The organism is Gordonia sesuvii, from assembly GCF_036350415.1.
Lineage (GTDB): Bacteria > Actinomycetota > Actinomycetes > Mycobacteriales > Mycobacteriaceae > Gordonia > Gordonia sesuvii.
The window spans coordinates 846,197-869,978 of the sequence record NZ_JAZDUF010000001.1 but is presented as its reverse complement, the minus strand read 5'-3'; the positions used below and the strand labels follow the sequence as shown (position 1 = coordinate 869,978).

Sequence of the window (23,782 nt, the reverse complement as noted above, 5' to 3'; positions counted from 1 at the left end):
ATCACCGATCGCTCAGGACAGGTAGGTGGAGCCGAAGGCGCCGAGCCAGTCGGCCGTCGCTGACGGACTCGTGGTACCGCTGGAGACCACGATCCAGGTGACTCCGGCTTTCTCCAGTTGGGCAAAGGCATCTCGATGCCGGTCGGGATCCGCTGCGGGGTCGGCCATCTCTGGTTCCTGATACGAGTAGAGAACATCGATCGGTTCGGTACGACCGGCGGCATCGGCGGACGCTCGCAACTCCGCGATGGCGTCGCCGAGTTCCCCGCCGGCACCGAGCATCGGTGTCCGGGCCGTGGAACTCAACTGAGCACCACCGGTCATCGGCATCCAGCCGTGCGCGCGCTGCGCGACCCGTCGGCGGGTGAGCCGGGAGTTGCCGCCGATCCAGATCGGGATCGGGTTCTGGACAGGACGGGGACGGCACATCACATCTCGCGCGCTGAAATGGGTTCCTTCGTAACTGAACTGTTCGCCGCTGAAGTGCAGCGGCAGAACGTCGAGCGTCTCGTCGAACAGGACGTTGCGCTCGGAGAAGTCGACCCCGAGTGCATGGAACTCGCTTTTCTGATAGCCGGTACCGAGGCCGAGGATCAGTCGGCCCCCCGAGAGGTTGTCGAGCGTGGAAGCAGCCTTGGCCAGCAACATCGGATTTCGGTAGGGCGCGACTGTCAGGTGGGTCAGCAGCTTCAGACGCCGTGTTGCCGCGGCGATGAACCCCAGCGCGACGAACGGGTCGACGGTCTGGTGGCCGCCAGACGCGAGCCAACGAGCTCCGGGTGCGGGATGCTCGCTGAGCGAGAAGGCATCGAAGCCGGCGTGCTCGACGGCGGCGGCTACCTCATATAGCCCACCAGCGGCGAAGAGATCGCCGTCGGGACCGGTGGTCTCCGGGTAGTGGTAGATGAATCGCATTGTGGTGCGAGAATAGCACTTCCTCATTCAGAAGTATGATTCTCGTTGGTGGGAATACGGATGGCCGCGGGGTTGTGACCTCGCCACCAATTATTGATAAATGAGACCCTTGTCACAGCACGCAAACCTACCTACTATGTGTTCACTAGGTTGGTTCGGGACAGCTCCCCGACGACAGGTTTACGAAGCAAGTGGTGGCAAAACAGGTGACTGGAACTCGCCCGTACGATGCGTTGCTCACCAAGGGTGAGGAGCGCAAGCGGCGGATCCTCGAGGTGGCTCAGCGACTGCTGGGCCGCAATGGATGGCGAAATACGAGCTTGGCCCAGATCGCGGCAGAGGCAGGCGTGACGCCTGCGGGACTCCTGCATCATTTCGAGTCGAAGGCGCAGTTGCTCCACGCAGTGTTGGAGCTCCGCGACGACGATGACGACAGGCACGCGGATCGCGAGGGCGACCTTCTCGAGCAACTGGAGAACGTCGCGCTGCGCTTCGAGCGCTCGCCGGATCAGGTTCGCATGTTCACCGTCCTGCAGGCGGAGAACCTCGATCCGGATACACCACTGCATGATCGTCTGTTGTTCCGCTATCACGCAGCGCTGGAGACCGTCGCCGAGGGCATCCGGCGCGGTCAGCGTGATGGGCGTTTCCGTTCCGACCTGGACGCGGCCGACAAGGCCGTGGAAGTCATCGCATTCATCAATGGAATGGAAACATCATGGCTGCTGGACCCGTCAATTCCACTGGTACGCGTATTCCGGGAGTACGCGAGGTCACTAGGGCGCGAGCTGTCGCGCGACGACGTCCCCTCCGCTACCGCCTAGCGGTCATCGCCGCGGACCCGCTGGAGGCCATCGAGTATGCCGGCGGACTGCTCTTCGACCAGTCGATGGCCGGCTGGGATGTCTCGGTCCATGTCGCCGAGGGCGGCGACACCCGCCCCCTCGAGATCCTCGGCGCTCCGCTGTTCGATCTGAGCAGCTCGCTGTCGTCGCGCGATTCGCTCGATCACCGCACCATCGGCCCGTGGCCGCAAGCGGTGGTGGTCTCCGGAAAGGTGTTCGCCGCAGAGGAGCGGTTGCGTTCGGCGACGATGGTTTCGATTGATCAGCATCTCCTCGACGTCAAACTGTGGGGCGACGACCTGCCGTCGGAGCTGGACCATCGCTGTCTGCCGATGTCGCACCGATTGAGCGTTGCCGCAAAGGCTTTCAAGCGCCGTGCATTTGCGGCGGCCCACATCGACCCGGCGACCGTGACCAACGTGGAGTCGTTCCGGAGCGCAGCCGATCAGGCGACGACGCCGCCGAACATCGATCTCGTCCCGGCGAGCTGAACCGGCTGTTGGCGGGTTCCTCGATCCTCGATCCGGCGAACAGCAGATGCGATCGGTGCGGTAGTCCGCCTGTCGTCCACCGGATACCGTCGGCGTGTGGCCGCTTCAGGGCGAGATCAGGGGACTGGGTTGGTGACGTAGGGCATCGGGTCCTGTCCCGGTCGAATGACCAGTTCGACCCCGGATCTGTCGCCGTGGAGTAGGCCCACCGCTGCTTCGGCCACCCGGTCTGCGGTGAGCATCTGAATTCCGGCTTGGGTGAAGCGTTCTCGTGCGGGCGCAGTCAGGGGAGTGTCGACGAGACCGGGGCAGATCGCGTTGAGTGCGATGCCCTCGCGCGCAAGTGGCCGCCACGACGCACGCACGAGGCCGATCACCGCATGCTTGGTCATGGTGTAGACGACATCCTGTTCGACACCGTGCAGAGCTGCCAGTGACGCCGTGATGACGATGGATCCGTGGCCTTGGCGCCGCATCACCGGCAAGCCCGCGCGCAGGCCCCACACGACCGCGTGCTGGTTGATCGCGACGACGGTGTGATAGCGGTCCGGGTCCAACGTCGCCAGATCCTTCTCCGTGCAGTTCATCCCGGCGTTCAGTACGAGATGGTCAACCCGCTCGCCGGCCCTGGCGACCGCGGTTTCGGACGTCGCCGGGTCGGCGAGATCCCCGACCACGGCAGTCCCGCCGATGTTCTCGGCCACCTGCTCGACAATCGGGTTGCGGTCGACCACGACGCAGCGTGTGCCGCGCGTCGACAAACGGTGCGCGATGGCGGCGCCGATGCCGCCAGCCGCGCCGGTGATCACAGCTGTGGTCATCTGTTCTCCATGCCTGGTCACGTCGTACCTCCGGCCCGGAGGAGGACCTTCCCGACTGCGCGGCCGTCGGCGACGACTCGGAGGGCTTGTGCTGCGTCGGCGAGGGCGTATTCCGCGCCGACGTGGGGTATCACCTCGCCAGAGCCGATGAGATGGCGCAGTTCGCTTTCGTTTCGGGTGAACTCGTCCGGCTCGATGTCACCGAACTGGAAACCGAGGATCTGAATTCCCTTGACCAGAACAAGATTCAGGGGGATTCGCGGGATCTCGCCGGATGCGAAACCGATCGTCACGAAGCGTCCGCCGCGGCGCAGGGAGCGCAGTGCCGGCTCCGACAGTGCCCCACCGACCGGATCGATCACCGCAGCCGCGCTGTTGGCGAGGGAAGTCTTGAGTGCAGCACGGAGATCGGTCGCCCGGTGATTGATCAGGCCGGTCGCGCCGCAGCGTTCTGCGGCGGCGAGCTTCTCGTCCGACGACGCGACGGCGATCACCTCTGCTCCCAGCGCAGCCCCCAGCGCTACCGCGGCGAGGCCCACACCGCTGCCGGCGCCGAGAACCACGACCGGATCACCCGGTTCAATCCGCGCCACCGAGCGCAGCGAATGGTACGCGGTGCGGTACGCGACACCGGCAGCCGCTGCGAGACGCGCGTCGATACCGGCCGGTATGTGGTGCAGGGAACGCGTCTCGGCCACCACCTCATCGGCGAAGGCGCCGAAGAGCCCGGTCCCCATCACTCGGTCGCCGACCGAGAAACCGGTGCCTTCGCCGCCCACTTCGGTCACGACCCCGGCGTACTCGCTTCCGGGAACGAACGGCGTCGGGACCTTGACCTGGTACTCGTTTGCGACCACGAGGACGTCGGGGAAGTTGACGGCCGCGTAGTCGACCCGGACGCGAACCTGGCCGGGCCCGACCACCGGTGTCGGGAGCTGCTGTAGGGAGACGTTCTCCGGCGGGCCGTGACTCGCACAGACAGCGGCGTGGATCGGCACCTCACCGGCCCTTCCACTGCGGGTCGCGTTTCTGCATGAACGCCGTCGCGCCCTCGACGGCGTCCTCGCTGCTGAAGACCACGGACTGCCAGTGCGAGAGCCGATCGTCGACGCGTGCCGGGTCGGTCACCGCCAGCCGGACGAGTTCCTTACACGCGGTGAGGCTCAACGGAGCACTGCCGCTGACCCGGCCCGCGTAATCGATTGCCGCTGCCGGTAGATCATCGGCATCCACCACCGCGTTCACCAGTCCAAGCTCGTAACCTCTTTGCGCACTGATGAACTCGCCGGTCATGGTCATCTCGAGGGCGGCGTTGAGTGGAATGCGGGTACCGATGTTGGTTCCGCCCCCGCCCGGGAAGAGCCCACGCCTGGCCTCGGGGAGCCCGAATCGGGCCTTCCGTGATGCGACGATGAGATCACACCCGAGGAGGAGTTCGAGACCACCCCCGATGGCGGCGCCGTTGACCGCCGCGATGACCGGGATCGTGCTCTCGCCACGGGTCAGTCGGTAGTAGGCCTCCGTCGACGGGTCGCTCCCGCTGCCGATGTCGCCGCCCTCGGAGAACGCCCGCAGGTCCATGCCCGCACAGAAGGCCCGGTCGCCGCTGGCGGTGAGCACGATGACCCGGGTGTCGGGATCTGCCTCGGCCGCGGTCACCGCATCGCCGATGGATCGGATGAGGCTGCCGGTGAGTGCATTTGATGCATCCGGACGATTGAGCGTCAGTACGAGGGCGTCGCCGCGCCGGTCGTGGACGAGTTCGTCGGTCGCCGTGGTCATGACCGGTACTCCGTGGACTCGGCGAGCTCGGCGGCCGAGGCCATGAGATCGGGAACGATGCTGCCGAACGCCTGCAGCTTGTGGTCGTCGCCGGCACGCTGGAATCCTCGCTCCAGCACGATCGCCAGTTTCCACTTCGCGAGTACCAGGTAGTAGTCGAGGTCGTCGACCTGACGACCCGACACCTCGGCGTAGTGCTGCACCATCTGATCCCGGGAGGGCATCCCCCGCAGGTCGACGTAACTGGAGGTCGACGCGGCCTCGGCCGAGGTGTCCTCCGGCCAGCCCTGCACCATCCAGGCGAGGTCGAGTTTGGGGTCGCCGACCGTTCCCATCTCCCAGTCGACGATGGCGGCCATGCGGGCCGGATTTCCCTCGCGGAACATGACATTGGCGAACTGGTAGTCGCCGTGCATGAGACCGGGGACGTAGTCGATCGGACGATTGTCCTGCAGCCAGCGGGTGGCGACATCCATACCGTCGAGGTCGCGCCCCTTGATGCGCTCGAAGAACGACGTCCACCGGCCCACCTGGCGCTCGTGGAACCCTTCGGGCCGGCCCAGATCGTCGAGTCCCTTGGCGCGCCAGTCCACTTTGGACAACAGTGCGATGCCCTCGGCGAGTTGGTAACCGAGTTGCGGCCGGAGCGACAGGTCGGATGTGAACGGTTCGATCCACGCCTTGTGGTCCATCGGCGACCAGCCGTCCACAAAACCCATCAGGTAGAAGGCCCGCCCCAGCACTGACGTGTCGTCGCAGGCGGCGATGGCCGCGGTGTGCGGCACGTCGGTGCCGTCGAGCGCCTCGATGATGCGCCACTCCCGCAGGATTCCGGCGTCACGATCGGCCGGTGCGGCCGCCGGTGGGATACGGATCACGCAGCGTTCGTCGCCGCGGACGATCTCGTAGATCTCGTTCTGGGTGCCGCCGGACAGGAATCTGGCCTCGATGGGTTCACCCTTGCCGGGTAACCCGGTGCCGTCCATCCAGTCGGCGAGTCGTTCGGTGTCGATCATCGGTTACCTACTTCGTGTTCGAGGAACTCGGAATACTTCTCGCGGGCATCGGCTTCGAGCTTCGGAATCCACTGGGTCGGCCACATGTCATCGGTCGGGGAGTGGTCACGGAGGACCTGCTTGGCCACCGTCGTCTTGTGCACCTCGGTGGGGCCGTCGGCGAGGCCCATGACGCCGGCGCCGTGGATCATGGTCATGAACGGCATCTCGTTGGTGACACCGAGCGCCCCGTGCACCTGCATGGCGCGCCAGGCGATGTCGTGCAGAACTGTGGGCATCACGACCTTGACCGCCGCGATGTCCTTGCGCACCTTCTTGTAATCCTGGTATCGGTCGATCTCCCATGCCGTGTACAGCACGAACAGGCGGAACTGCTTGAGTTGTGCGTAGGAGTCGGCGATGTAGCCCTGGACGAATTGTTTGTCGGCGAGTCTGCTGCCGGCGGTCGCACGACTGAGCGCGCGCTCGCACATCATGTCCAATGCCTTCTGCGCCAGCCCGATCGTTCGCATCGCGTGGTGGATCCGTCCGCCGCCCAACCTCGTCTGGGCGATGGCGAACGCCTTCCCTTCGCCACCGAGCAAGGCCTCGGCCGGGACGCGCACGTCGTTGTAGCGGATCAGTGCGTGCGAACCCCCGTTCATGGGTTCGCCGTACAACCCGACATTGCGCACGATCTCGATGCCCGGTGTGTCGGTCGGCACCAGGAACATCGACATGCCCTCGTAGGCACTCACATCCGGGTCCGTGATCACCATGACGATCAGGAAGGAGGCGGTCGCCGCGTTGGACGAGAAGTACTTCCAACCGTTGATCACCCAGTGGTCACCGTCGCGGGTGGCCCGGGTCTCGAACATCCTCGGATCGGCCCCGGCCTGGGGTTCGGTCATCGAATAGGACGAGAACAGTTCGCCGTCGAGCAGCGGACGCAGGTAGCGCTCCTTCTGCTGCGCGGTACCGAAGTGCGCGATGATCTCGGCATTCCCGGTATCGGGTGCTTGGCAGCCGAATACGATCGGCGCCCACGATGATCGGCCAAGGATCTCGTTCAGCAGTGCGAGTTTGAGTTGTCCGTGCCCCAGACCGCCCAACTCGGGACCGAGATGCGTTGCCCAGAGGCCCTGCTTGCGGACCTCGTCTTTCAGCGGATCAATCGCTGCGCGACGACCGCCGTCCAGTGGGACGAACTGTTGGTGCGGCCAGATTTGATCGAGCGGTTCGACCTTCTCGCGGACGAACTCGGCAGCCCAGTCCAGCTGCATCTGGTACTCGGGGTCCGTTTCGAAATCCCATGCCATTTGCTACTCCTCTCCCTGCATGAGAATATAGTTCTCTCAACACAGAATGCAATTCTGAGTTGTCGGAATCGAGTTTGGAGGGTGCGGTGAAGCATCAGGATCTCTTCCATCTGGGAGTTGTCAGTGCCGACGTCCGGTCGACCCGCGGCATGTGGTCGTCTCTCTTCGGCTACTCCTGGGGCCCAACAGTCGATTCGGAACTGACGGTCGGGACGCCCGACGGCGAGGTCGACGCTTCGATGTCATGCGCATTCACCATCGAGTCGCCACGTATCGAGGTGATCAGCGAGGTGCCGGGCACGCTGTGGACGGCCGGCGGGGGCATTCACCACCTCGGTTACTGGTCCGATGACGTGGACGCCGACGTTGCAGCTGCCGCAGAAGTCGGATTCGCCTGCGAAGCGACCCGGACCGGCCCGGACGGCTCGCTCTTCTTCGCCTTCTGCCGCAATACGGACGGCGTGCTGGTCGAGTTCGTGACCCGTGCGGCCGCGGACGGACTGGCGCGTTGCTGGTCGGGCCCCGATGTCGACTGAGGGGGATGTGGCAGGCGGCAGAACGGGCGGAGAATCGACGCCTTCCGGCATCGCCCGGCGTATCGCTTCGCGTGCAGTGGCTGAGCGGGAAGCGGTATACGCGGCGGAGGTCGGCAAGCTCATCGATGCGGGCCGGGAGGTGATGGCCGGCGCGGGCCCAGCGGGTCGGCCTCGAGTCGCCGACATCGTCGCAGCGGCTGGGCTGTCCAACGACGCCTTCTATCGTCACTTCCGATCCAAGGACGAACTGGTCGCGGCGATCCTCGAAGACGGTACCGAACGCCTGTGTGGCTACCTCGCCCATCAGATGGGCAAGGAGGCCGATGCTCGAGGTCGGGTCGTGCGGTGGGTGGATGGCGTGCTCTCGCAGGCGCGCCCCGATTCGGCCCAGACCACCCGGGCCGTGCTCGTGAACATCGGCAGCGTCAACCGCGAGGCGATGTCGTCGCCCGCGTCGGTCAATGCGCGTCTTGCCGCGCTGCTCCACCAGCCCCTGCGGGAACTCGGAAGCGGTGACCCGGTTTTCGATGCGAGGCTGGTTGCCGGTGCGACTGTCGGGGTGCTGTCGGACCATCTGTGGCGCGACGATCCGCCGACGCCCGAGGGCATCGCGCGGGTGGTGGAGGCCTGCCTCCGCATGGTGTCGGGGCCCGCCTGACGCCGTCGGCTGAGCAGTCGCTCAGCTTTTTTGCCCAAAACGGTTGTCGAGGCCCTTCTGCAATGGCATTCTTTCGTGAACAGAAGAGAGTTCTTGCGAGGAGTGTTCGATGCGGCCGGCTCGTCGTTGACCTTCTCCGACCATGCGGCCGAGTCACGTTCGATCGACCACCGAAGTGCAGGGCGGATCACGACACCCTCGTGGTCTGGAACCGCCCGCCCCGACAAGTGAGGTGAGCAAGATGGTTGTACAGACGATCGCGGACGAGCTGGCGGCCCGTCCCGGATACGGTGACGTCATCCCCGTCATCGACCCGGCGACCGAGGAGCAGATCGCCGAATTCACCGACGGTGGTGCCAAAGCCGTCGATGAAGCCGTGGCGCGGGCTCGCGAGGCCTACGACTCCGGTGTCTGGCATGCCAAACCGGCCAGCGAGCGGGCCAAGGTGCTGTGGCGGGTCGCCGATCTGATCGACGAGCGGGCATCGGACCTCGCCGCGCTCGACTCGGCGAACAGCGGGATGCCGTTCGATCAAGCCCACGCGATCATGGGGACCTCGGCGGAACTGTTCCGCTACTACGCGGGCTGGTGTACCAAACTCAACGGCGTTGCGCACGACATCCAGATGACCGGTGGGATCGCCCAGCTGTTCTCGGACATGCACGGATACACCCTGAAGGAGCCGTATCCGGTTGTCGGACTGATCTATCCGTGGAACGGTCCGGTGTTCAACTGGGCGGTCAAGCTGGCACCGGCGCTCGCCGCGGGCTGTAGCTGTGTGGTGAAGCCGCCGGAGGAGACGCCGTTGTCGGCGGTCCTGTTGCACAAGATCCTCGACGAGGCCGGCGTCCCCGACGGCGTCGTCAACCTGGTGCAAGGCCATGGACACACGGCAGGAAAGGCCATCACCGAACACCCCGGCGTCGACAAGATCGCGTTCACCGGTTCCACCGAGGTCGGCAAGCAGATCGTCGCCGCGTCGGCCGGCAACCTGAAGCGGGTCAGCCTGGAACTCGGCGGCAAATCGCCGGTGCTGATCTACGACGACGCCGACATCGACACCGCGGTGATGATGGCAGCCATGGGCATTTTCATCCACTCCGGGCAGGGCTGCATCTGCGGGTCCCGGATCTTTGTCCAGCGCAATGTCTTCGACCGTGTGGTCGAGGGTGTCGCGGGTATCGCGAACGGTATGCAACTCGGCGGTCCGAAAGAAGACGGCAGCCACATCGGGCCGTTGATCAGTGAGAAGCAGCTCAAGCGGGTCATGGGTTTCATCGACGAGGGGAAACAGGACGGCGTCGAAGTCGTGACCGGCGGTCACCGCCTGGACCGGCGCGGCTACTTCGTGCATCCCACCGTGATGACCGATGTGGACCCGACGATGCGGCTCTATCAGCAGGAGATCTTCGGCCCCGTCGTCGCGATGATGCCGTTCGATGACGACGACGAAGTCATCGCGTTGGCCAATGATTCCGACTACGGACTCGCGGCCACCGCGTGGACGAACGACGTCGGACGCGCACACCGATTGGCCAAGCGTCTGCAGGCGGGCACCGTCACGCTGAACTGCCAGATGGTCTTCGACCACTCGATGCCGTTCGGCGGCTACAAGCAATCCGGATGGGGCCGCGAGTTCGGCCGCGAAGGCATCGAGATGTTCCTGCAGACCAAGACCGTCTACACCAAGATCTGACCGGACGAGGACCCAGCACATGCCCGATCATCCCGTCCATCGCGTCGTGCAGTGGACCACCGGCAACGTCGGCCGCAGCTCGGTGGCCGCCGTGGTGGCCAATCCGAACCTCGAACTCGTCGGCTGCTACGCGTGGTCGAAGGAGAAGGTCGGCCGCGATGTCGGCGACATCGCCGGGATCGGGCCGGTCGGTGTGGCCGCCACCGACGACGTGGCAGAACTCCTTGCACTGAAACCCGATGTGGTGGTCTACAACCCGATGTGGATCGACGTCGACGAACTGGTCGGAATCCTCGAGACCGGCGTCAACGTCGTCGCCACGGCGTCGTTCATCACCGGACACAATCAGGGCGATGGCCGCGAGCGCATCCAGGACGCCTGCCTGCGCGGCGGCTCGAGCATGTTCGGTTCGGGCATCAGCCCCGGATTCGTCAATCAACTGTCGATCGTGGCGGCCGGGATCTGCGACCGTGTCGACCGCATCACCGTGAACGAGGCAGCCGACACCACCTTCTACGACTCACCTGACACCGAGCGGCCGGTGGGCTTCGGTCAGCCGATCGACCATCCCGACCTGCCCGCGATGACGGCGCAGGGGACCGGTGTGTTCGGTGAGGCCGTGCGGATGGTTGCCGACGCGCTCGGGGTGGACCTCGACGAGGTGCGCTGCGACGCCGAATACGCGCAGACCACCGAAGATCTCGACCTGGGGTCATGGACGATCGGCGCCGGCTGCGTCGCCGGGGTGTACGCCGGCTGGAAGGGTATCGCAGGCGGCGAGACTGTGGTCGAGATCAACGTCCGGTGGCGCAAAGGTCAGACTCTGCAACCGGATTGGCAGATCGATCAAGACGGATGGGTGATCGAGGTCGCGGGTCGTCCGACGGTGACCATGACCGTCGGCTTCCAGCCGCCACCGGACTTCGAGGCGACGACGCTGGAGGAGTTCATGGTCCTCGGTCACATCATGACAGCCACGCCGCCGTTGAACGCGATCCCGGCGGTCGTGGCGGCGCCGCCCGGAATCGTCACCTACAACGATCTGCCGCTCATCCTGCCGCGAGGCGTCGCTGCCGCGACGGCGTGATGGGCCACAGCACAACGGAAATGTAGTCGAATGACGAAAGGTGAGAACATGGCGGGTCGTTTGGAGGGCAAGGTCGCGTTCATCAGCGGTGCGGCACGAGGTCAGGGTCGAAGTCACGCGGTGCGACTTGCCCGAGAAGGTGCCGACATCATCGCGATCGACATCTGTGGCCCGGTGACAGCCGACAGCGCGATCGAGGCGGCGACGTCGGCGGACCTCGCGGAGACCGTCGATCTCGTCAAGGCGCAGAATCGGAGGATCGTCGCCGCCGAGGTGGATGTGCGGGACCAGGCCGCGGTGAGCGCCGCGGTCGACAGCGGTGTCGAACAACTCGGTCGCCTCGACGTGATCGTCGCCAACGCCGGAATCGGCAATGGCGGTGAGACATTGGACAAAACCAGCGAGGCCGACTGGACGGACATGATCGACGTCAACCTCGCCGGCGTCTGGAAGACGGTGAAGGCCGGTGTACCGCACCTGATCTCGGGGGGTCACGGCGGTTCGATCGTGCTCACGAGCTCGGTCGGCGGAGCGAAGGCGTATCCCAACACCGGACACTACATCGCGGCGAAGCACGGCGTCATCGGCCTGATGAAGAGCTTCGCCGTGGAACTCGGTGAGCATTCGATCCGGGTCAACTCGGTGCTGCCGACGAATGTGAACACCCCGATGTTCATGAACGAGGGCACCATGAAGCTGTTTCGGCCGGACCTGGAGAGCCCCGGACCGGACGACATGAAGATCGTGGCCCAGATGATGCACGTGCTGCCGATCGGCTGGGTCGAACCCGAGGACGTCAGTAACGCGGTGGCATTCCTGGCATCCGACGACGCGCGGTTCATCACCGGTGTCGCACTGCCGGTCGACGGCGGGAGCCTGCTCAAGTAGGGCTCGATCCTCAGGGTCGGGGTCCTTACCACCGCTCCCTGAGGAGGGCCGGAGCTTGCGGAGGCCCGTCACGAAGGGTGACCCGAGCGAGGCCCTTCGTGACGCTCGCAGGCTCGCTCCTCAGGGACCGAAAGACGACGCGCGCAAGCTCGCTCCTCAGGGAGCGGGCTCAGATCCCTATCCGGGTGATCAGGTCGTCCAGCGGACCGAGGTCGCCGCCGAGTTCGGCGGTCACCTTTCGCACCACGTCGACGTCCTTGCCGACGAACTCCCGCACCCGCTCGGTGAACTCGTCGACGGAGCCGTAGCGTGCGATGCTACCCAACGCGCGGCTGTTGGCGCTGCCGTTCGGCAACGCCGCCAGCAGTGACTTCTCATCCAGACCCAGGCGTGCGGCGAGGTCGACCCCGGCCCGCACGAGACCGATCTGTGCCCCGAACATGGCGTTGTTGACCAGTTTGACCCGCTGACCCGACCCCAACTTCCCGACGTGCAGGATCGGATCGGCATACGATTCGAGAACGGGACGGACCGCGTCGAGTACGTTCTCCTCGCCGCCGGCGAAGACGGTGAGGGCTCCGGCGGCGATGTCGTGCGGGCCGCCGCTGATGGCGGCATCGATCACCGACACACCCCGGGGTGCCAGCTCGGCAGCCAGATCTGTTGCTGTACTCGGGCTTCCGGTGGTGTGCAGGACCACCGTCGCGCCCGACCGAAGCTGTCCGCGCAGCTCTTCGGCCCAGCAGACCTCGCGCACCTGCTCGTCGGTCAGCACCACGACGAGCAGCACATCGGTGTCGGGCGTGACGACCTCGGAGAAAGTCTGGCCGGCGCGTGCACCTGCGGTGCGAATCGCGTCCAGCGCGTCGGAAGACCGCCCCAGGGCCGATACGTCGTGGTCGTCGGCAACCAGGCGGGACACCATGGGCATGCCCATGCGTCCCGTGCCGATGACGGCGACCCGGCTCACGATGACATCACCTCGATCTTGTCGAGGGTCGCTTGCGCCGCCGTGAATGTGGCGTTGCCGGAGGTTCTCTCCGGACCGGCGATGTCGCCGACGAGTCCGACGTCCTTGCGCAGCAGGTTGCCCGCGTGGGCGGCGATCCGTTCGATGGTGCCTCCGGAGGCCGCGATCGACTCGAGCGCGAAACTCCGCGCGGTGCCCTTGGCGATGACATCGGCCAGCCGGAGAGGTTCGACGCCCAGCGATGCACCCAGCGACAACGTGTCGACGACGGTGGCCATGTTCGCGGTGAACAACAGGTTGTTGAGTAGCTTGGTGGTCTGGCCGGCGCCGAGGTCACCCAGATGCACGACCGGGTCGCCGTAGGTGCTCAGCACCGGCATGCACTGCGCCACGTCGTCGTCGGCGCCCCCGACCATCACGAGCAGCGTTCCCGACTCGGCGCCGCGGCCACCGCCGCTCACCGGTGCGTCGACCACCCGGACCCCGGTGCGCGCCGCGCGTTTCGCCAGTTCTCTGCAGGTATCGGGATGAACCGTGCTGTGCACGACGATGATCCCGCCCTCGGACAGTCCTTCCAGGACGCCATCGGGTCCCGCCGCGACCTCGAGTACGTCGTCGTCGGCGACGACGCAGAGACAGACGATGTCGCTCGCCGCCCCCACCTCGGCCGGGCTCCCGGCGACCTTCGCCCCGGACGCTGCGAACGGTTCGAGGGTGGCTGGACGCCGAGCCCACAGGGTGACCTCTTCGCCGGCGTCGATGATCCGTTGGGCCATCGGGCCGCCTTGGCTGCCGAGGCCGATGAATCCGATGCGCATGGATGCTCCGTTCGGTAGGTGATCAGGATGCGGGTGGTGGAACGGGATGGACGCGACGAGCCACACAGGACTCGATGAACGAGAGGACTGCGAGGTGGTACGCCCGTGCCATGTGACCGATGCTCAGATTGTGGCCACCCCCGGCGAAACGCTCGACCGTCACCGCCGACGACCCGGAGAACAGCGCCGCGATGTCGGCGAGCGCAGCGTCGTCCTGCCGCCAGACCCGCTCGAACTCGGCGGCGGTGAAGTGCACCGGAGCCGTGACGGCGGGCGCGAGTTCCCGGAAGGTCTCCCGCGGCCAGGCTCGAACCGTCGAACCCTCGAATGGTGGAGTGCGGGATGCGACCATCGCCCCACCGATCACCTCCGACGGATACAGCGAGGCAGGCTCCCACAAAAGCTTTCGGACACCTGCACCGGGAGCATTGCGTTCGTCGTCGCCGAGGACCTCGTGCGCCTCGGTCGAATGTTGCAGACCGGTGCCCGACAGCTCCAGACCCAGCAACCCCTGGCCGCGTTCACGGTCCGCGGCCATGCGAACGGCGAGCTCGCAGCCCGCCGAATGCGCCAATAGAAAGGTGCCTGCACCCTGAGGTCGTCCGGCCAAGAATCGGTCGATGGCCCCGTATGCCAGGTCGACGCGCGCTGCCGGATTCATGTCGTCGGCGAACGGCCGCGACGAACCGTAGCCCGGTCGGTCAAGGGCCACCACCGTGTAGCCGATCGAACTGGCCAGGCGGAGAAGTGATTTGTCCGGATGGCCGGGATGGTCGAAGTATGCCGCGCGGGTGGCGCCGCCATGGATGGCGACGATCACGGCTCGCGGATCCGCCGCGTGCGCGACCAGCCCGGACATGGGTGTGCCGTCGACGTCGACGACCTGGTCGATGACCGGATCGGGGACGTCGACCGACCACGGTTCGGCGGTCACGCCGCACTCCGGAGCAGCAACACCCCGCTGGGGGTGAGTCCACCACTGCTGACCACGCCCACCCGGGCATCGGCGACCTGCCGATCACCGGCGTCACCGCGCAGCTGGACGATGGCCTCGTGCAACAAGCCCATCCCGTGTGTGCGGCCGTGGGACAGCTGCCCTCCGTGCGTGTTCAGCGGGATCTGTCCCTGCAGTGAGATGTTTTTGCCGCCGTCGAGGAACTCCTTGGACTCGCCGATGCCGCAGAAACCGAGGCCTTCGATCCACGAGAGGCAGTTGACCGTGAATCCGTCGTAGAGCTCGGCCACGTCGACGTCCTCCGGTCGCATCGAGGTGCGCGTCCACAGATGCGCTGCCTGACCGAGCACCTGTGGTTCGTGGGTGAGGGTGCTCTGATCCCAGTCCATCCGGTCGATGATCTGTGTTCCCACCGCCTCCACCAGGACCGGAGGTTGGGCGAGATCGTCTGCCGTCTCGACGGCCGACACGATGACCGCGACGGCACCGTCACAGGGGACGTCGCAGTCGTAGAGACCGAAGGGGGTGGTGATCGGCCGGGCCGCGAGATAGTCGTCCATCGTCATCGGGTCGCGATAGACGGCGGTCGGGTTGAGCCCCGCGTTGGCACGCTGATTCAGGGCGATCCAGCCCAGCGTCTCCTTGGTGGTGCCGTAGCGCGCGAAGTGACGTTGTGCGTTCTGCGCCAGCGTATGTGCCGCCGATGTGGCACCGAACGGCACCATCCAGCTGGCGGTGCGACCGGACGGTTGGACGATCGTGCCACTTTTGAGTAGTTCGTTGTAGGTGGATTCCCACACGGTGCGGTAGCACAGCACGTGCCGGGCCAGGCCGCCGGCGACGGCCAGCATCGCGGCGATGACCGAGCCGCCCGGACCGAACGTCTCGATCCCGCCGTTGTGCCACGTGGGACGGATACCGAGAGCCGCCTCGACCGCGGTGACGCCGCCCTCGCCGAATCCGCCGACGTTCCCCCCACCCGGATAGGTTGCGATGCCGTCGATGTCGTCCATGGTCAGGCCGGCATCCGCGACCGCCGCCTGGCATGCCTCGACCGTGAGCGACAGCGGCGGGGCCATCAGACGCCGCCCGATCCGGGACATTCCGACACCGGTCAGCGCAACCCTGTCCTCGAACTTGTGCGTCGTCACCATCGGACGGACGTGCCTGGCGAAGTCGCCGGGATCGATCTCGTCCACCGGCAGCGGAATGGGCTGCGGCGGCTGCTCGTCGGTCGGTCGGAAGAGGGGAAGCCAGACATCCTCGATGTTGAGGAAGGTCACCTCAACCGGCATACCCAACTCGACGTCGTCTGCGGTGCAGTCGATGATGTTGGTGGTCAGCCGGATACGGGGATCCTCGGCCAACGACACCTGGGCCACCACATACGGGGGTGACAGCCCCGGCACCGCGAAGCGGTGATTGACGGTGAAGCCGGCCACCACGCCACGTCCCGACACCACGCGATGGCCCATATCGGTGCCACGGCAATAGCGGCAGGCCGGCTGCGGCGGATGGATCAGTTCCTGGCAGTTGCGGCATTCCTGGATGCGCAGTTGATCATCCGCGCCCGAGGTCCAGTAGAACTCGTTGGCCGCGGTCAGCTGCGGCAGCGGACGTACCGGCCCTTCGGGCACGATGTCTCCTCATCTGTGGTCTGGAGCGAGATCGGTTCTCACCGTTGTTGTTTGGCCTTGGCCAGGGCGAGCGGTTCGGCGAGCTCCTGCTCCTCGACCATCTTCTGCAGCTCGACGAGGGTGTCGGCAAGGCTCGCGTGGGTCCGCGGGCCGGGGGTGAAGGTCGCCGGAAGGTGCCGCATCCCCTGGATGACGCCGATCGAGTCGTAGTGCACAGTGCCCTCGGGATCGCACCGGTAGTCCGGCATGCGGTCGAGCACCGCGATCAGCATCCGTTTGAAGACGGTGCGGGCGACGTTGGACCCGATGCAGCGGTGGATACCCAACCCGAAACTGAAGTGCCGGTTGCCAGTTCGGTCGAGGTGTACGGAATTCGGGTCCTCGAACAGCTCGCCGTCGCGGTTTGCCATGGCCCACGACAACCAGAGACGGTCACCCTCGCGGAAGTCTGTTCCGTCGGTCGCCTCGAAGTCCTTGGAGATCGTGCGTCCGTCGCCCGCAGCCGGGGTGAAGTACCGCAGGAACTCCTCGGTGGCGCCGTCGAGAAGGGTGTCGCGATCGGCGCTGAGGCGTTCGCGCTCCTCCGGATTCTCCGACAGCCATTCGAGTGAATGTGCCGTGAGAGCGGTCGTGGTGTCGAAGCCGCCGCCGATCACCAGGCTCAGGATGCCGAGCAACTCCATGTCGTCGGGCGCGCCGCCTTCGAAGCTGGCGTTGGCGACGGCGTTGATGATGCCGGGACGCGGGTTCTCGCGGATCTCGAACAGGTTCGTGATCAGGTCGATGCCGAGTTGGCGGTGGAGCTCGGCCACGCGGGGAGCGTCGGGCGAGTCCGGGGGCGTGTACACCGCGGCATGGATCGGTTCGTTGTAGATCTCCCACTTCTCCACCGGGATTCCGAGCATCGCCAGAGTGAGCACTGCGGGTACGACATTGGCGAGCTCGTCGACGAAATCGATCCGGCCGCTCTCGATCTTCTCGTCGATGCACGCGTGCACGACCTTGTCGATGAACGGCACCCAACGCTTGACCGCGGCAGGTGACAGATAGGGATTCAGGATCGAACGGTAGAACTTGTGCTCGGGCTCGTCCATTTCCAGGATGCCGCCGCGGACACCCGATGCGCGCTCGGCCGTCGGGATCATGATGCCCTTGTAGCCTTTTCGTTCATTGCGCACATCGTGGTCGTTGGACACGTGGGGGCAGCGTGCGAGTTCGAAGACGGCGTCACTGCTCGCGGCCACCCAGTGGCCCCCGTAGGTGTCGCTCCAGGCGACCGGGCATTCCTCGTGCATCGCCTGTGTGGTGGTCAGGAACTGATCGCGGTAGTCGGTTGCGTGCCGATCGAATTCGAAGCGCTTGCGCTTTCTGGCATCGTCGTCGGTAAGGCTGTCGAGGCTCATGTCTTCACTCCTGTGGCTCGTTCGTCTCACTCGGCGCCCGAGTGGACACGCTCGGACACCGAGATCGCCTGTTCGGGACACGACCGCACCGCTTCGCGGACCTTGTCCTCGAAGCCCACCGGCACTTCCTCTGACACCGGCGTGGCGTGGCCGTCCATGTCGTCGAGTTCGAAGACCTCCGGGGCGATCATTGCGCACAGGGTGTGCCCCTGGCAGCGGTCCGGATCGACGTGAACTTTCACGGTCGTCCTCCTTGGTTCGGTGAGTTGTTGATGGGCGAGGCTGTTCACGGCCCTGTGGGCGGCCGGGTTGGGGTCTTCTGTTGGTGGTCGAGTATCTCTACTGGTGATCGAGTAGCGGCGAACGGAGTGAGTCGCGTATTCCCACCGTTGATCGAGTAGCGGCGAACGGAGTGAGTCGCGTATCGAGATCTGTTGCGGTGGTTTCGATACGCGGCGGGCTCGCAGGCTCGCTCGCCGCTACTCAACCAACGGAAGGGGTGGCGGGCTCGCTCGCCGCTGCTCAACCGGCGACAAGGGCTGATCAACTCAGATCTTGAAGTCGTACCACTTCAGGTAGCCGCCCGCGTCGACACGCATCTGCATGCCCGTGACGAAGCGCGCCTCGTCGGAGGCGAGAAACAGGACGGTGTTGCTGATGTCGCCCGGTTCCACCCAGGGCGTCGGCATCGCCTGCTGGACGTAGAAGGCGGGTGTCGCGTCCTCCTTGGTCGGCTTCTCCAGGTCGGGTCGGAAGGAGCGGTACATCGGCTCGCTCTGGAGCATGTCGGTGTTGCAGTTCGTCGGATGGATGACGTTGGCCCGGATGCCGCGGGGTGCGAGATGGGTGGCCAGCTCGTGGATGTACTGCGAGAGTGCCCGCTTCGAGAAGACGTACGCGACGCCGCCGAGATCCTTGCCGGGCACGTCGACCTTGCTGATGTCCATCAGCGCCGCGGTGGAACCCGTGGCGATGATCGATGCACCCTCGCCGAGGTGGGGCAGTGCCGCCTGGACGGCGTTCATCGTTCCGATGAGGTTGGTGTCGACGACCTCACACCACGCCTGGGTTGCCGGCTCGCCTTTCATGCCTGCGACGCCGGCCTGCGCCACCACGATGTCGACTTTGCCGAGCTCGTTGATGCCGCGCTCGAGCGCGGTCCGGAGTTGTTCGGCCTCGCGCACGTCGGCTTGCGCGGTGACGATGCGGCGCCCCTCCTTCTCGACGAGGCGTGCGGTCTCCTCGAGATCTTCGGGTGTGGCCATCGGGTAGCCGATGGTGTCGAGATTTTTGCAGATGTCGACGGCGATGATGTCGGCACCTTCTTCGGCTAGCCGAACGGCGTGGCTACGACCCTGCCCGCGCGCCGCGCCGGTGACGAATGCGACCTTGCCTTCTACACGTCCCATGTCGTTCCTCCTTGTACGTGAAACCAGTGAATCTGTCGGTATGGATGTCGGTGTTAGTTGCAGTCGATGTGAGCTGTTGCGGTACAGCCGTTCTCGCGGTCAGGTATTTCGGCCCCCGTTCACGCCGAGGATCTGTCCGGTGATGTAGCCGGCGTCTTCGGAGATGAGGAATGCGCATGCCGCGGCAATGTCGTCGGGCCGGCCGACGCGGCGTACCGGGGTGCGCTGGATGTGGTCGTCGACGGTTCCGCCGAGTCGCTTTCGTCCCTCGGCGTTCCGGAGCATCGGCGTGTCGACGAAACCGGGTGGCACCGCGTTGACCGTGATCCCGCGGGGGCCGAGTTCGAGCGCCAGCGACTTGGTGAGTCCGTTGACGGCCGACTTCGCGGACACGTAGTGCGCCATGTAGGGCTGGCCGGAGTGAGCGCTGGACGAGGAGATGTTCACGATCCGACCCCACTGCGCGTCGAGCATGTCTGGCAGTGCCGCCTGGATCGTGTGGAAGACGCCGTTGAGGTTGACGTCGATGACGCGGCGCCACTCATCGAAGTCGATGTCGGTGAACTTGTTGAAACCGTCGATGCCGGCTGCATTGACGAGAATCGTGATAGGGCCCAACGCTTCCCGGATCGCCGCGAATGCGGAGTCCACCTGCGCCCGGTCGGTCACGTCTGCCGTCCGCGACAGCGGATCGTCGGCGTCGGCGGTGAGATCCACGGTGCCCACGTGGTAGCCCTGGCTGCGGAGGCGTTCGGCGACCGCCAGTCCGATCCCGGAGGACCCCCCGGTGACGATTGCGTTCTTCACATCCAGGCCTCGTCTCCCGCGATCGTGGTTCGGTGCATCAACCGCTCCGACGAGGGGTCGTACGGTAGGGCGCGGTGCAGCATCCCGGTGTTGTCCCAGATGACGACATCGTCCTTCTCCCACTCGTGGACGTAGCTGAACCTCTCCTGGGTTGACCACGCCAGTAGTTCGTCGAGCAACTCTCGACTCTCCTCGGGTCGCATCCCGACGATGTGGTCGGCGGTTGCGCCGATCACGAGGGACCGACGTCCATCTCGTCGTTGCCACACCAGGGATGTCTCGTGGCTGGGCAGCTGTCGCCAGGACGCGACCTGTTCATCGGTCGGTTCCGGGTTCACCAGCCGCTGTGACGCTTCGAAGGTGTGGACGACCCGCAGCCCGTCGTAGCGCTTGCGGTCCTGTTCCGGCAGGTTCTCGTACGCCGCATAGGTGCTCGCGAACTCGGTTCCGCCACCGACCATCGCCACGTGGCGGGCCGTCAGCATCGTCGCCTTGGCCGGGACGTCGTTGGTGGTGTCGTCGATGTGCCAGTTGAACGTGCCTTTGAGGTACTCCGCCGACCGGGACTTCGCGGGGTCGAGCGATACGACGAAGACCTCTTTGCCGGCGGGGGCGAGAACGGGTCCGAGCTGCTTGCTGAACGCCACCTGCGCCTCGTCGTCGAGGTGTAGGCCGCGGATCAGCAGGACGCCACGCCATTTGAGGGCCTCGAGGCAGTGGCCGATCACGCCGGGGTCACGCAGGTCATCGACTCCGGTGACGAGGACACCCATCGCGGGTGTCAGGGCTGAGGTCTGGATCACAAGAATCTCCCTTCCATGGGTGAGAACCGTACTCTCGTCAACCGGTAACCAGCAAGAGTTTTGGTGGAACCGGTCACAATCGATGTCCGTTTTCGATGGAGTGCCCGGGATGTGCTGACAACACCCGGTCGTGCGCGTGACGACCTTGCGTAGGCAGCCATTCTATGCGAATGTGACGTTAGTCATAACCGAGAATGGTATTTCCAAAGAAGACAGGAGGGCGCGTGGTGGCCCAGGACACGATGACGACCGGCGCAGCTACTGCGGTCGAGCAGACAGAGACATCTGATGGCGGACGGGCCCAGCTCCTGATCGGTGGCCGCCTCGTCGACGCCGCGTCGACGTTCGAATCGATCAACCCGGCCACCGGCGAAGTGCTGGGGTCCGCGCCGAATGCCGGCGTGGACGAGGCGAACGCGGCCATCGCCGCCGCCCGCGAGGCATTCGAGCAGTCGGGGTGGGCGACCGATGTCGCGCTGCGGGTGCGTTGCCTCGAGCAGCTCCACCAGGCGTTGCTCGATCATCTCGAGGAGCTCCGAGAGCTGACGATCGCGGAGGTCGGCGCAACCCGGATGCTCACAAAGGGCAATCAGCTCGAGGCTCCGATCGAGATCGTCCGCTACTACGCCGACCTGTTGAAGACCCACTCGTTCACCGAAGAACTCGGTTCCACCGAGATCCGTGGGCAAGAGCACCGGCGTTGGACCGAGCGAGAACCGGCCGGCGTGGTGTCGGCCATCATCGCCTACAACTACCCGAATCAGCTCGCCCTGGCCAAGCTCGCGCCGGCCCTCGCGGCGGGCTGCACCGTCGTGCTCAAGGGCGCCCCGGACACCCCGTTGATCACTCTCGCACTTGCACGGATCATCGCCGAGAACACCGACATCCCCGCCGGAGTGGTCAACGTGCTGACCTCCTCGGAGGTCGAGGTGGGCCAGGCCATGGTCGCCCATCGCGACATCGACGTCGTCACCTTCACCGGGTCCACCCCCGTCGGCAAACAGATCATGGCCGACGCTGCCGGCTCGCTCAAGCGGGTGTTCCTCGAACTCGGCGGGAAGTCGGCGCTCATCGTCCTCGACGACGCGGATCTGATGAAGGCCGCCCAGTTCGCCGCCTTCACCATCTGCACGCACTCCGGTCAGGGTTGCGCCCTGACGACCCGCCTCATCGTGCCGAGGGACAAGCACGATCAGCTTGCGCAGATGATCGGCGGCATGTTCGATCACGTCACCATCGGAGACCCCGGCGACGAGTCGAACTACATGGGCCCGCTGATCAGTGAGCGCCAGCGCGACAAGGTCGACGGCCTGGTCCGGCGGGCCGTGGACGCCGGCGCCACGCTCGTCCGCGGCGGCAAGCGCATCGAACCGGGATTCTTCTACAGCGCAACACTTCTCGCCGATGTCGACCCCGACAGCGAGATCGCCCAGGAAGAGATCTTCGGCCCGGTGCTGGTGATGATCCCGCATGACGGCGACGATCACGCGATCGAGATCGCCAACAACTCGCGGTACGGGCTCTCCGGAGGTGTGCTGACGGCGGACCGCGAGCGCGGCCTCGCGGTCGGACGTGCCATCCGCACGGGCACGTTCAGCATCAACGGCGGAAACTACTTCACCCCGGATGTGCCTTTCGGCGGATACAAGGAGTCGGGCATCGGCCGCGAGATGGGCGTCGCCGGGCTGCACGAGTTCACCGAGATCAAGTCATTCGCCGAGGTGGTGGACGCGTGAAGCCGTTGGAGGGCGTCACCATCCTCGAGGTCGCGATGTACGGGTTCGTCCCGTCCGCGGGCGCGGTGCTCCGTGAGTGGGGGGCGGAGGTCATCAAGGTCGAGCACGCGGTGACGGGCGACCCGCAGCGCGGACTACGCCAGACCGGCCAGTTCAAGATCGAGGGGGACCTCAATCCCAATGTCGAGCATGCCAATCGCGGGAAGCGGAGCATCGGACTGGACATGTCGCGGCCGGAAGGTCGCGAGGTCCTGTACGAACTCGTGCGCCGGGCCGACGTCTTCTTGACGAGCTTCCTTCCCGGACCGCGTACGCGATTCGGCATCGACGTCGACGAGATCCGCGAGGTGAACCCGTCGATCATCTATGCCCGCGGAAGCGCCCTGGGGCCGCGGGGTGCGGAGTCGGACAAGGGCGGCTACGACATGACCGCCTTCTGGTCGCGAGGTGGTATCGCGGCAACCCTGACGCCGCCGGGAACCGAGGGGCTGATCAACCCACCCGGGCCGGCCTTCGGCGACACGATCTCCGGGACCAACCTCGCCGGCGGGATCGCGGCGGCCCTGTTCAAGCGGGAGCGTACCGGTGAGAGCTCCGTCGTCGACGTCTCGTTGCTCGGCAGCGGACTGTGGTCGATGGGCCACACGGTCGCTCTGTCACTTCATTTGGACAAACCGATGGAGGCTCCGGCCCAGGGGGGTCACGGTTCACCGAAGAACCCCCTGTCGGGTCTCTACAAGACGTCTGACAACAGGTACATCTCGTTCGTGATGTTGCAGGCCGCGAAGTTCTGGCCGGATGTCTGCAAGCACGTGGAACGGCCGGAACTGGCCGAGGATCCTCGATTCGCCACCGGAGAGTTGCTGGCGGAGAACACCGCTGAGGCCGTCGCCATTCTTCGCGAGGTCATCGGAGAGCGAACGCTGGCCGAGTGGACCGAGAGGTTCGCAACGCTCGCCGGTCCGTGGGCGCCGGTGCAGGATTCGCGTCAGGTTGGCGACGACCCGCAGATCCGTGCCAATGGATACATCGTCGAGGCGGGCGACCTCGAACTGGTCGGCAATCCCGTGCAGTTCGACGTCGAGTCCGCACCGGTCTCGGCCGCACCGGGTTTCGCCGAGCACACCGACGAGATTCTCCAGGAACTCGGCTTCGACTGGGACCGGATCATCGAATTCAAGACCGCCGGCGCGGTCACGTAGGGAGCCACC

General features: G+C 65.6%; 24 protein-coding genes. 9 read left to right on the top strand and 15 right to left on the bottom strand.

The window, feature by feature from the left end:
* Positions 1-12: 12 nt before the first annotated feature.
* On the bottom strand, positions 13-915 hold the full coding sequence (locus VZC37_RS04030) for an LLM class F420-dependent oxidoreductase (RefSeq protein WP_330431112.1): 903 nt from the start codon (positions 913-915) through the stop codon (positions 13-15).
* Positions 916-1,121: 206 nt separating this feature from the next.
* Here VZC37_RS04030 and VZC37_RS04025 point away from each other — a divergent pair, with 206 nt between their 5' ends.
* Positions 1,122-1,739, top strand: a complete 618-nt coding sequence (locus VZC37_RS04025; RefSeq protein ID WP_330431111.1) for a TetR/AcrR family transcriptional regulator — start codon at positions 1,122-1,124, stop codon at positions 1,737-1,739.
* Complete coding sequence (locus VZC37_RS04020; RefSeq protein ID WP_330431738.1) at positions 1,634-2,251, top strand: hypothetical protein; 618 nt, start codon at positions 1,634-1,636, stop codon at positions 2,249-2,251. The genes VZC37_RS04025 and VZC37_RS04020 overlap by 106 nt, the downstream gene beginning before the upstream one ends.
* 116 nt (positions 2,252-2,367) lie before the next feature.
* On the opposite strand, the gene VZC37_RS04015 is transcribed toward VZC37_RS04020, so the two are convergent.
* From VZC37_RS04015 to VZC37_RS03995, 5 genes are read right to left on the bottom strand one after another with little or no spacing between them, the layout of a single operon-like run.
* Complete coding sequence (locus tag VZC37_RS04015; RefSeq protein WP_330431110.1) at positions 2,368-3,072, bottom strand: SDR family oxidoreductase; 705 nt, start codon at positions 3,070-3,072, stop codon at positions 2,368-2,370.
* Between the two features lie 17 nt (positions 3,073-3,089).
* Positions 3,090-4,064, bottom strand: coding sequence for an NADPH:quinone oxidoreductase family protein (locus tag VZC37_RS04010; protein WP_330431702.1), 975 nt, complete (start codon positions 4,062-4,064; stop codon positions 3,090-3,092).
* 7 nt (positions 4,065-4,071) lie between these two features.
* Complete coding sequence (locus tag VZC37_RS04005; RefSeq protein ID WP_330431109.1) at positions 4,072-4,854, bottom strand: enoyl-CoA hydratase/isomerase family protein; 783 nt, start codon at positions 4,852-4,854, stop codon at positions 4,072-4,074.
* On the bottom strand, positions 4,851-5,870 hold the full coding sequence (locus VZC37_RS04000) for a phosphotransferase family protein (RefSeq protein WP_330431108.1): 1,020 nt from the start codon (positions 5,868-5,870) through the stop codon (positions 4,851-4,853). The genes VZC37_RS04005 and VZC37_RS04000 overlap by 4 nt, the downstream gene beginning before the upstream one ends.
* The gene (locus VZC37_RS03995; RefSeq protein WP_330431107.1) at positions 5,867-7,168 is read right to left on the bottom strand and encodes an acyl-CoA dehydrogenase family protein; all 1,302 of its coding nucleotides are present in this window, start codon (positions 7,166-7,168) and stop codon (positions 5,867-5,869) included. The genes VZC37_RS04000 and VZC37_RS03995 overlap by 4 nt, the downstream gene beginning before the upstream one ends.
* Before the next feature lie 86 nt (positions 7,169-7,254).
* Between VZC37_RS03995 and VZC37_RS03990 the strand changes: the two genes are divergently transcribed.
* From VZC37_RS03990 to VZC37_RS03970, 5 genes are all read left to right on the top strand, one after another.
* Positions 7,255-7,704, top strand: coding sequence for a VOC family protein (locus VZC37_RS03990; RefSeq protein WP_330431106.1), 450 nt, complete (start codon positions 7,255-7,257; stop codon positions 7,702-7,704).
* A 76-nt stretch (positions 7,705-7,780) separates the two neighbouring features.
* On the top strand, positions 7,781-8,362 hold the full coding sequence (locus VZC37_RS03985) for a TetR/AcrR family transcriptional regulator (RefSeq protein ID WP_330431105.1): 582 nt from the start codon (positions 7,781-7,783) through the stop codon (positions 8,360-8,362).
* Positions 8,363-8,603: 241 nt separating this feature from the next.
* Complete coding sequence (locus tag VZC37_RS03980) at positions 8,604-10,058, top strand: aldehyde dehydrogenase family protein (protein WP_330431104.1); 1,455 nt, start codon at positions 8,604-8,606, stop codon at positions 10,056-10,058.
* A 19-nt stretch (positions 10,059-10,077) separates the two neighbouring features.
* Positions 10,078-11,145, top strand: a complete 1,068-nt coding sequence (locus VZC37_RS03975) for an NAD(P)H-dependent amine dehydrogenase family protein (protein ID WP_330431103.1) — start codon at positions 10,078-10,080, stop codon at positions 11,143-11,145.
* A gap of 48 nt (positions 11,146-11,193) precedes the next feature.
* Positions 11,194-12,033 carry a mycofactocin-coupled SDR family oxidoreductase gene (locus tag VZC37_RS03970; protein ID WP_330431102.1) on the top strand — a complete coding sequence of 280 codons (840 nt, stop codon included), beginning with the start codon at positions 11,194-11,196 and terminating at the stop codon, positions 12,031-12,033.
* Positions 12,034-12,202: 169 nt separating this feature from the next.
* Here VZC37_RS03970 and VZC37_RS03965 read toward each other — a convergent pair whose 3' ends face one another.
* The 9 genes from VZC37_RS03965 to VZC37_RS03925 form a co-directional block, all read right to left on the bottom strand.
* Complete coding sequence (locus VZC37_RS03965; RefSeq protein ID WP_330431101.1) at positions 12,203-13,003, bottom strand: NAD(P)-dependent oxidoreductase; 801 nt, start codon at positions 13,001-13,003, stop codon at positions 12,203-12,205.
* A complete protein-coding gene (locus VZC37_RS03960; RefSeq protein ID WP_330431100.1) occupies positions 13,000-13,821 on the bottom strand; it encodes an NAD(P)-dependent oxidoreductase in 822 nt (273 codons plus the stop codon). Before VZC37_RS03960 ends, VZC37_RS03965 begins: the two co-directional genes overlap by 4 nt.
* 22 nt (positions 13,822-13,843) lie before the next feature.
* Positions 13,844-14,755, bottom strand: coding sequence for an alpha/beta hydrolase (locus tag VZC37_RS03955; protein ID WP_330431099.1), 912 nt, complete (start codon positions 14,753-14,755; stop codon positions 13,844-13,846).
* On the bottom strand, positions 14,752-16,413 hold the full coding sequence (locus tag VZC37_RS03950) for a thiolase C-terminal domain-containing protein (protein ID WP_330431098.1): 1,662 nt from the start codon (positions 16,411-16,413) through the stop codon (positions 14,752-14,754). The genes VZC37_RS03955 and VZC37_RS03950 overlap by 4 nt, the downstream gene beginning before the upstream one ends.
* Before the next feature lie 38 nt (positions 16,414-16,451).
* Positions 16,452-17,816 (bottom strand): cytochrome P450, encoded by a 1,365-nt coding sequence (locus tag VZC37_RS03945; protein WP_330431097.1) that lies wholly within the window; start codon positions 17,814-17,816, stop codon positions 16,452-16,454.
* Positions 17,817-17,842: 26 nt separating this feature from the next.
* Positions 17,843-18,058 (bottom strand): ferredoxin, encoded by a 216-nt coding sequence (locus VZC37_RS03940; RefSeq protein WP_330431096.1) that lies wholly within the window; start codon positions 18,056-18,058, stop codon positions 17,843-17,845.
* A 306-nt stretch (positions 18,059-18,364) separates the two neighbouring features.
* Positions 18,365-19,225: a mycofactocin-coupled SDR family oxidoreductase gene (locus VZC37_RS03935; RefSeq protein WP_330431095.1), complete on the bottom strand. Its 861-nt coding sequence runs from the start codon at positions 19,223-19,225 to the stop codon at positions 18,365-18,367.
* A 99-nt stretch (positions 19,226-19,324) separates the two neighbouring features.
* On the bottom strand, positions 19,325-20,032 hold the full coding sequence (locus VZC37_RS03930) for an SDR family NAD(P)-dependent oxidoreductase (RefSeq protein WP_330431094.1): 708 nt from the start codon (positions 20,030-20,032) through the stop codon (positions 19,325-19,327).
* Positions 20,029-20,835 carry a TauD/TfdA dioxygenase family protein gene (locus tag VZC37_RS03925; protein WP_330431093.1) on the bottom strand — a complete coding sequence of 269 codons (807 nt, stop codon included), beginning with the start codon at positions 20,833-20,835 and terminating at the stop codon, positions 20,029-20,031. The genes VZC37_RS03930 and VZC37_RS03925 overlap by 4 nt, the downstream gene beginning before the upstream one ends.
* Before the next feature lie 194 nt (positions 20,836-21,029).
* Here VZC37_RS03925 and VZC37_RS03920 point away from each other — a divergent pair, with 194 nt between their 5' ends.
* Both VZC37_RS03920 and VZC37_RS03915 read left to right on the top strand, forming a co-directional pair.
* A complete protein-coding gene (locus VZC37_RS03920) occupies positions 21,030-22,571 on the top strand; it encodes an aldehyde dehydrogenase family protein (RefSeq protein ID WP_431309316.1) in 1,542 nt (513 codons plus the stop codon).
* A complete protein-coding gene (locus tag VZC37_RS03915) occupies positions 22,568-23,773 on the top strand; it encodes a CaiB/BaiF CoA transferase family protein (RefSeq protein WP_330431092.1) in 1,206 nt (401 codons plus the stop codon). Before VZC37_RS03920 ends, VZC37_RS03915 begins: the two co-directional genes overlap by 4 nt.
* Positions 23,774-23,782 lie beyond the last annotated feature (9 nt).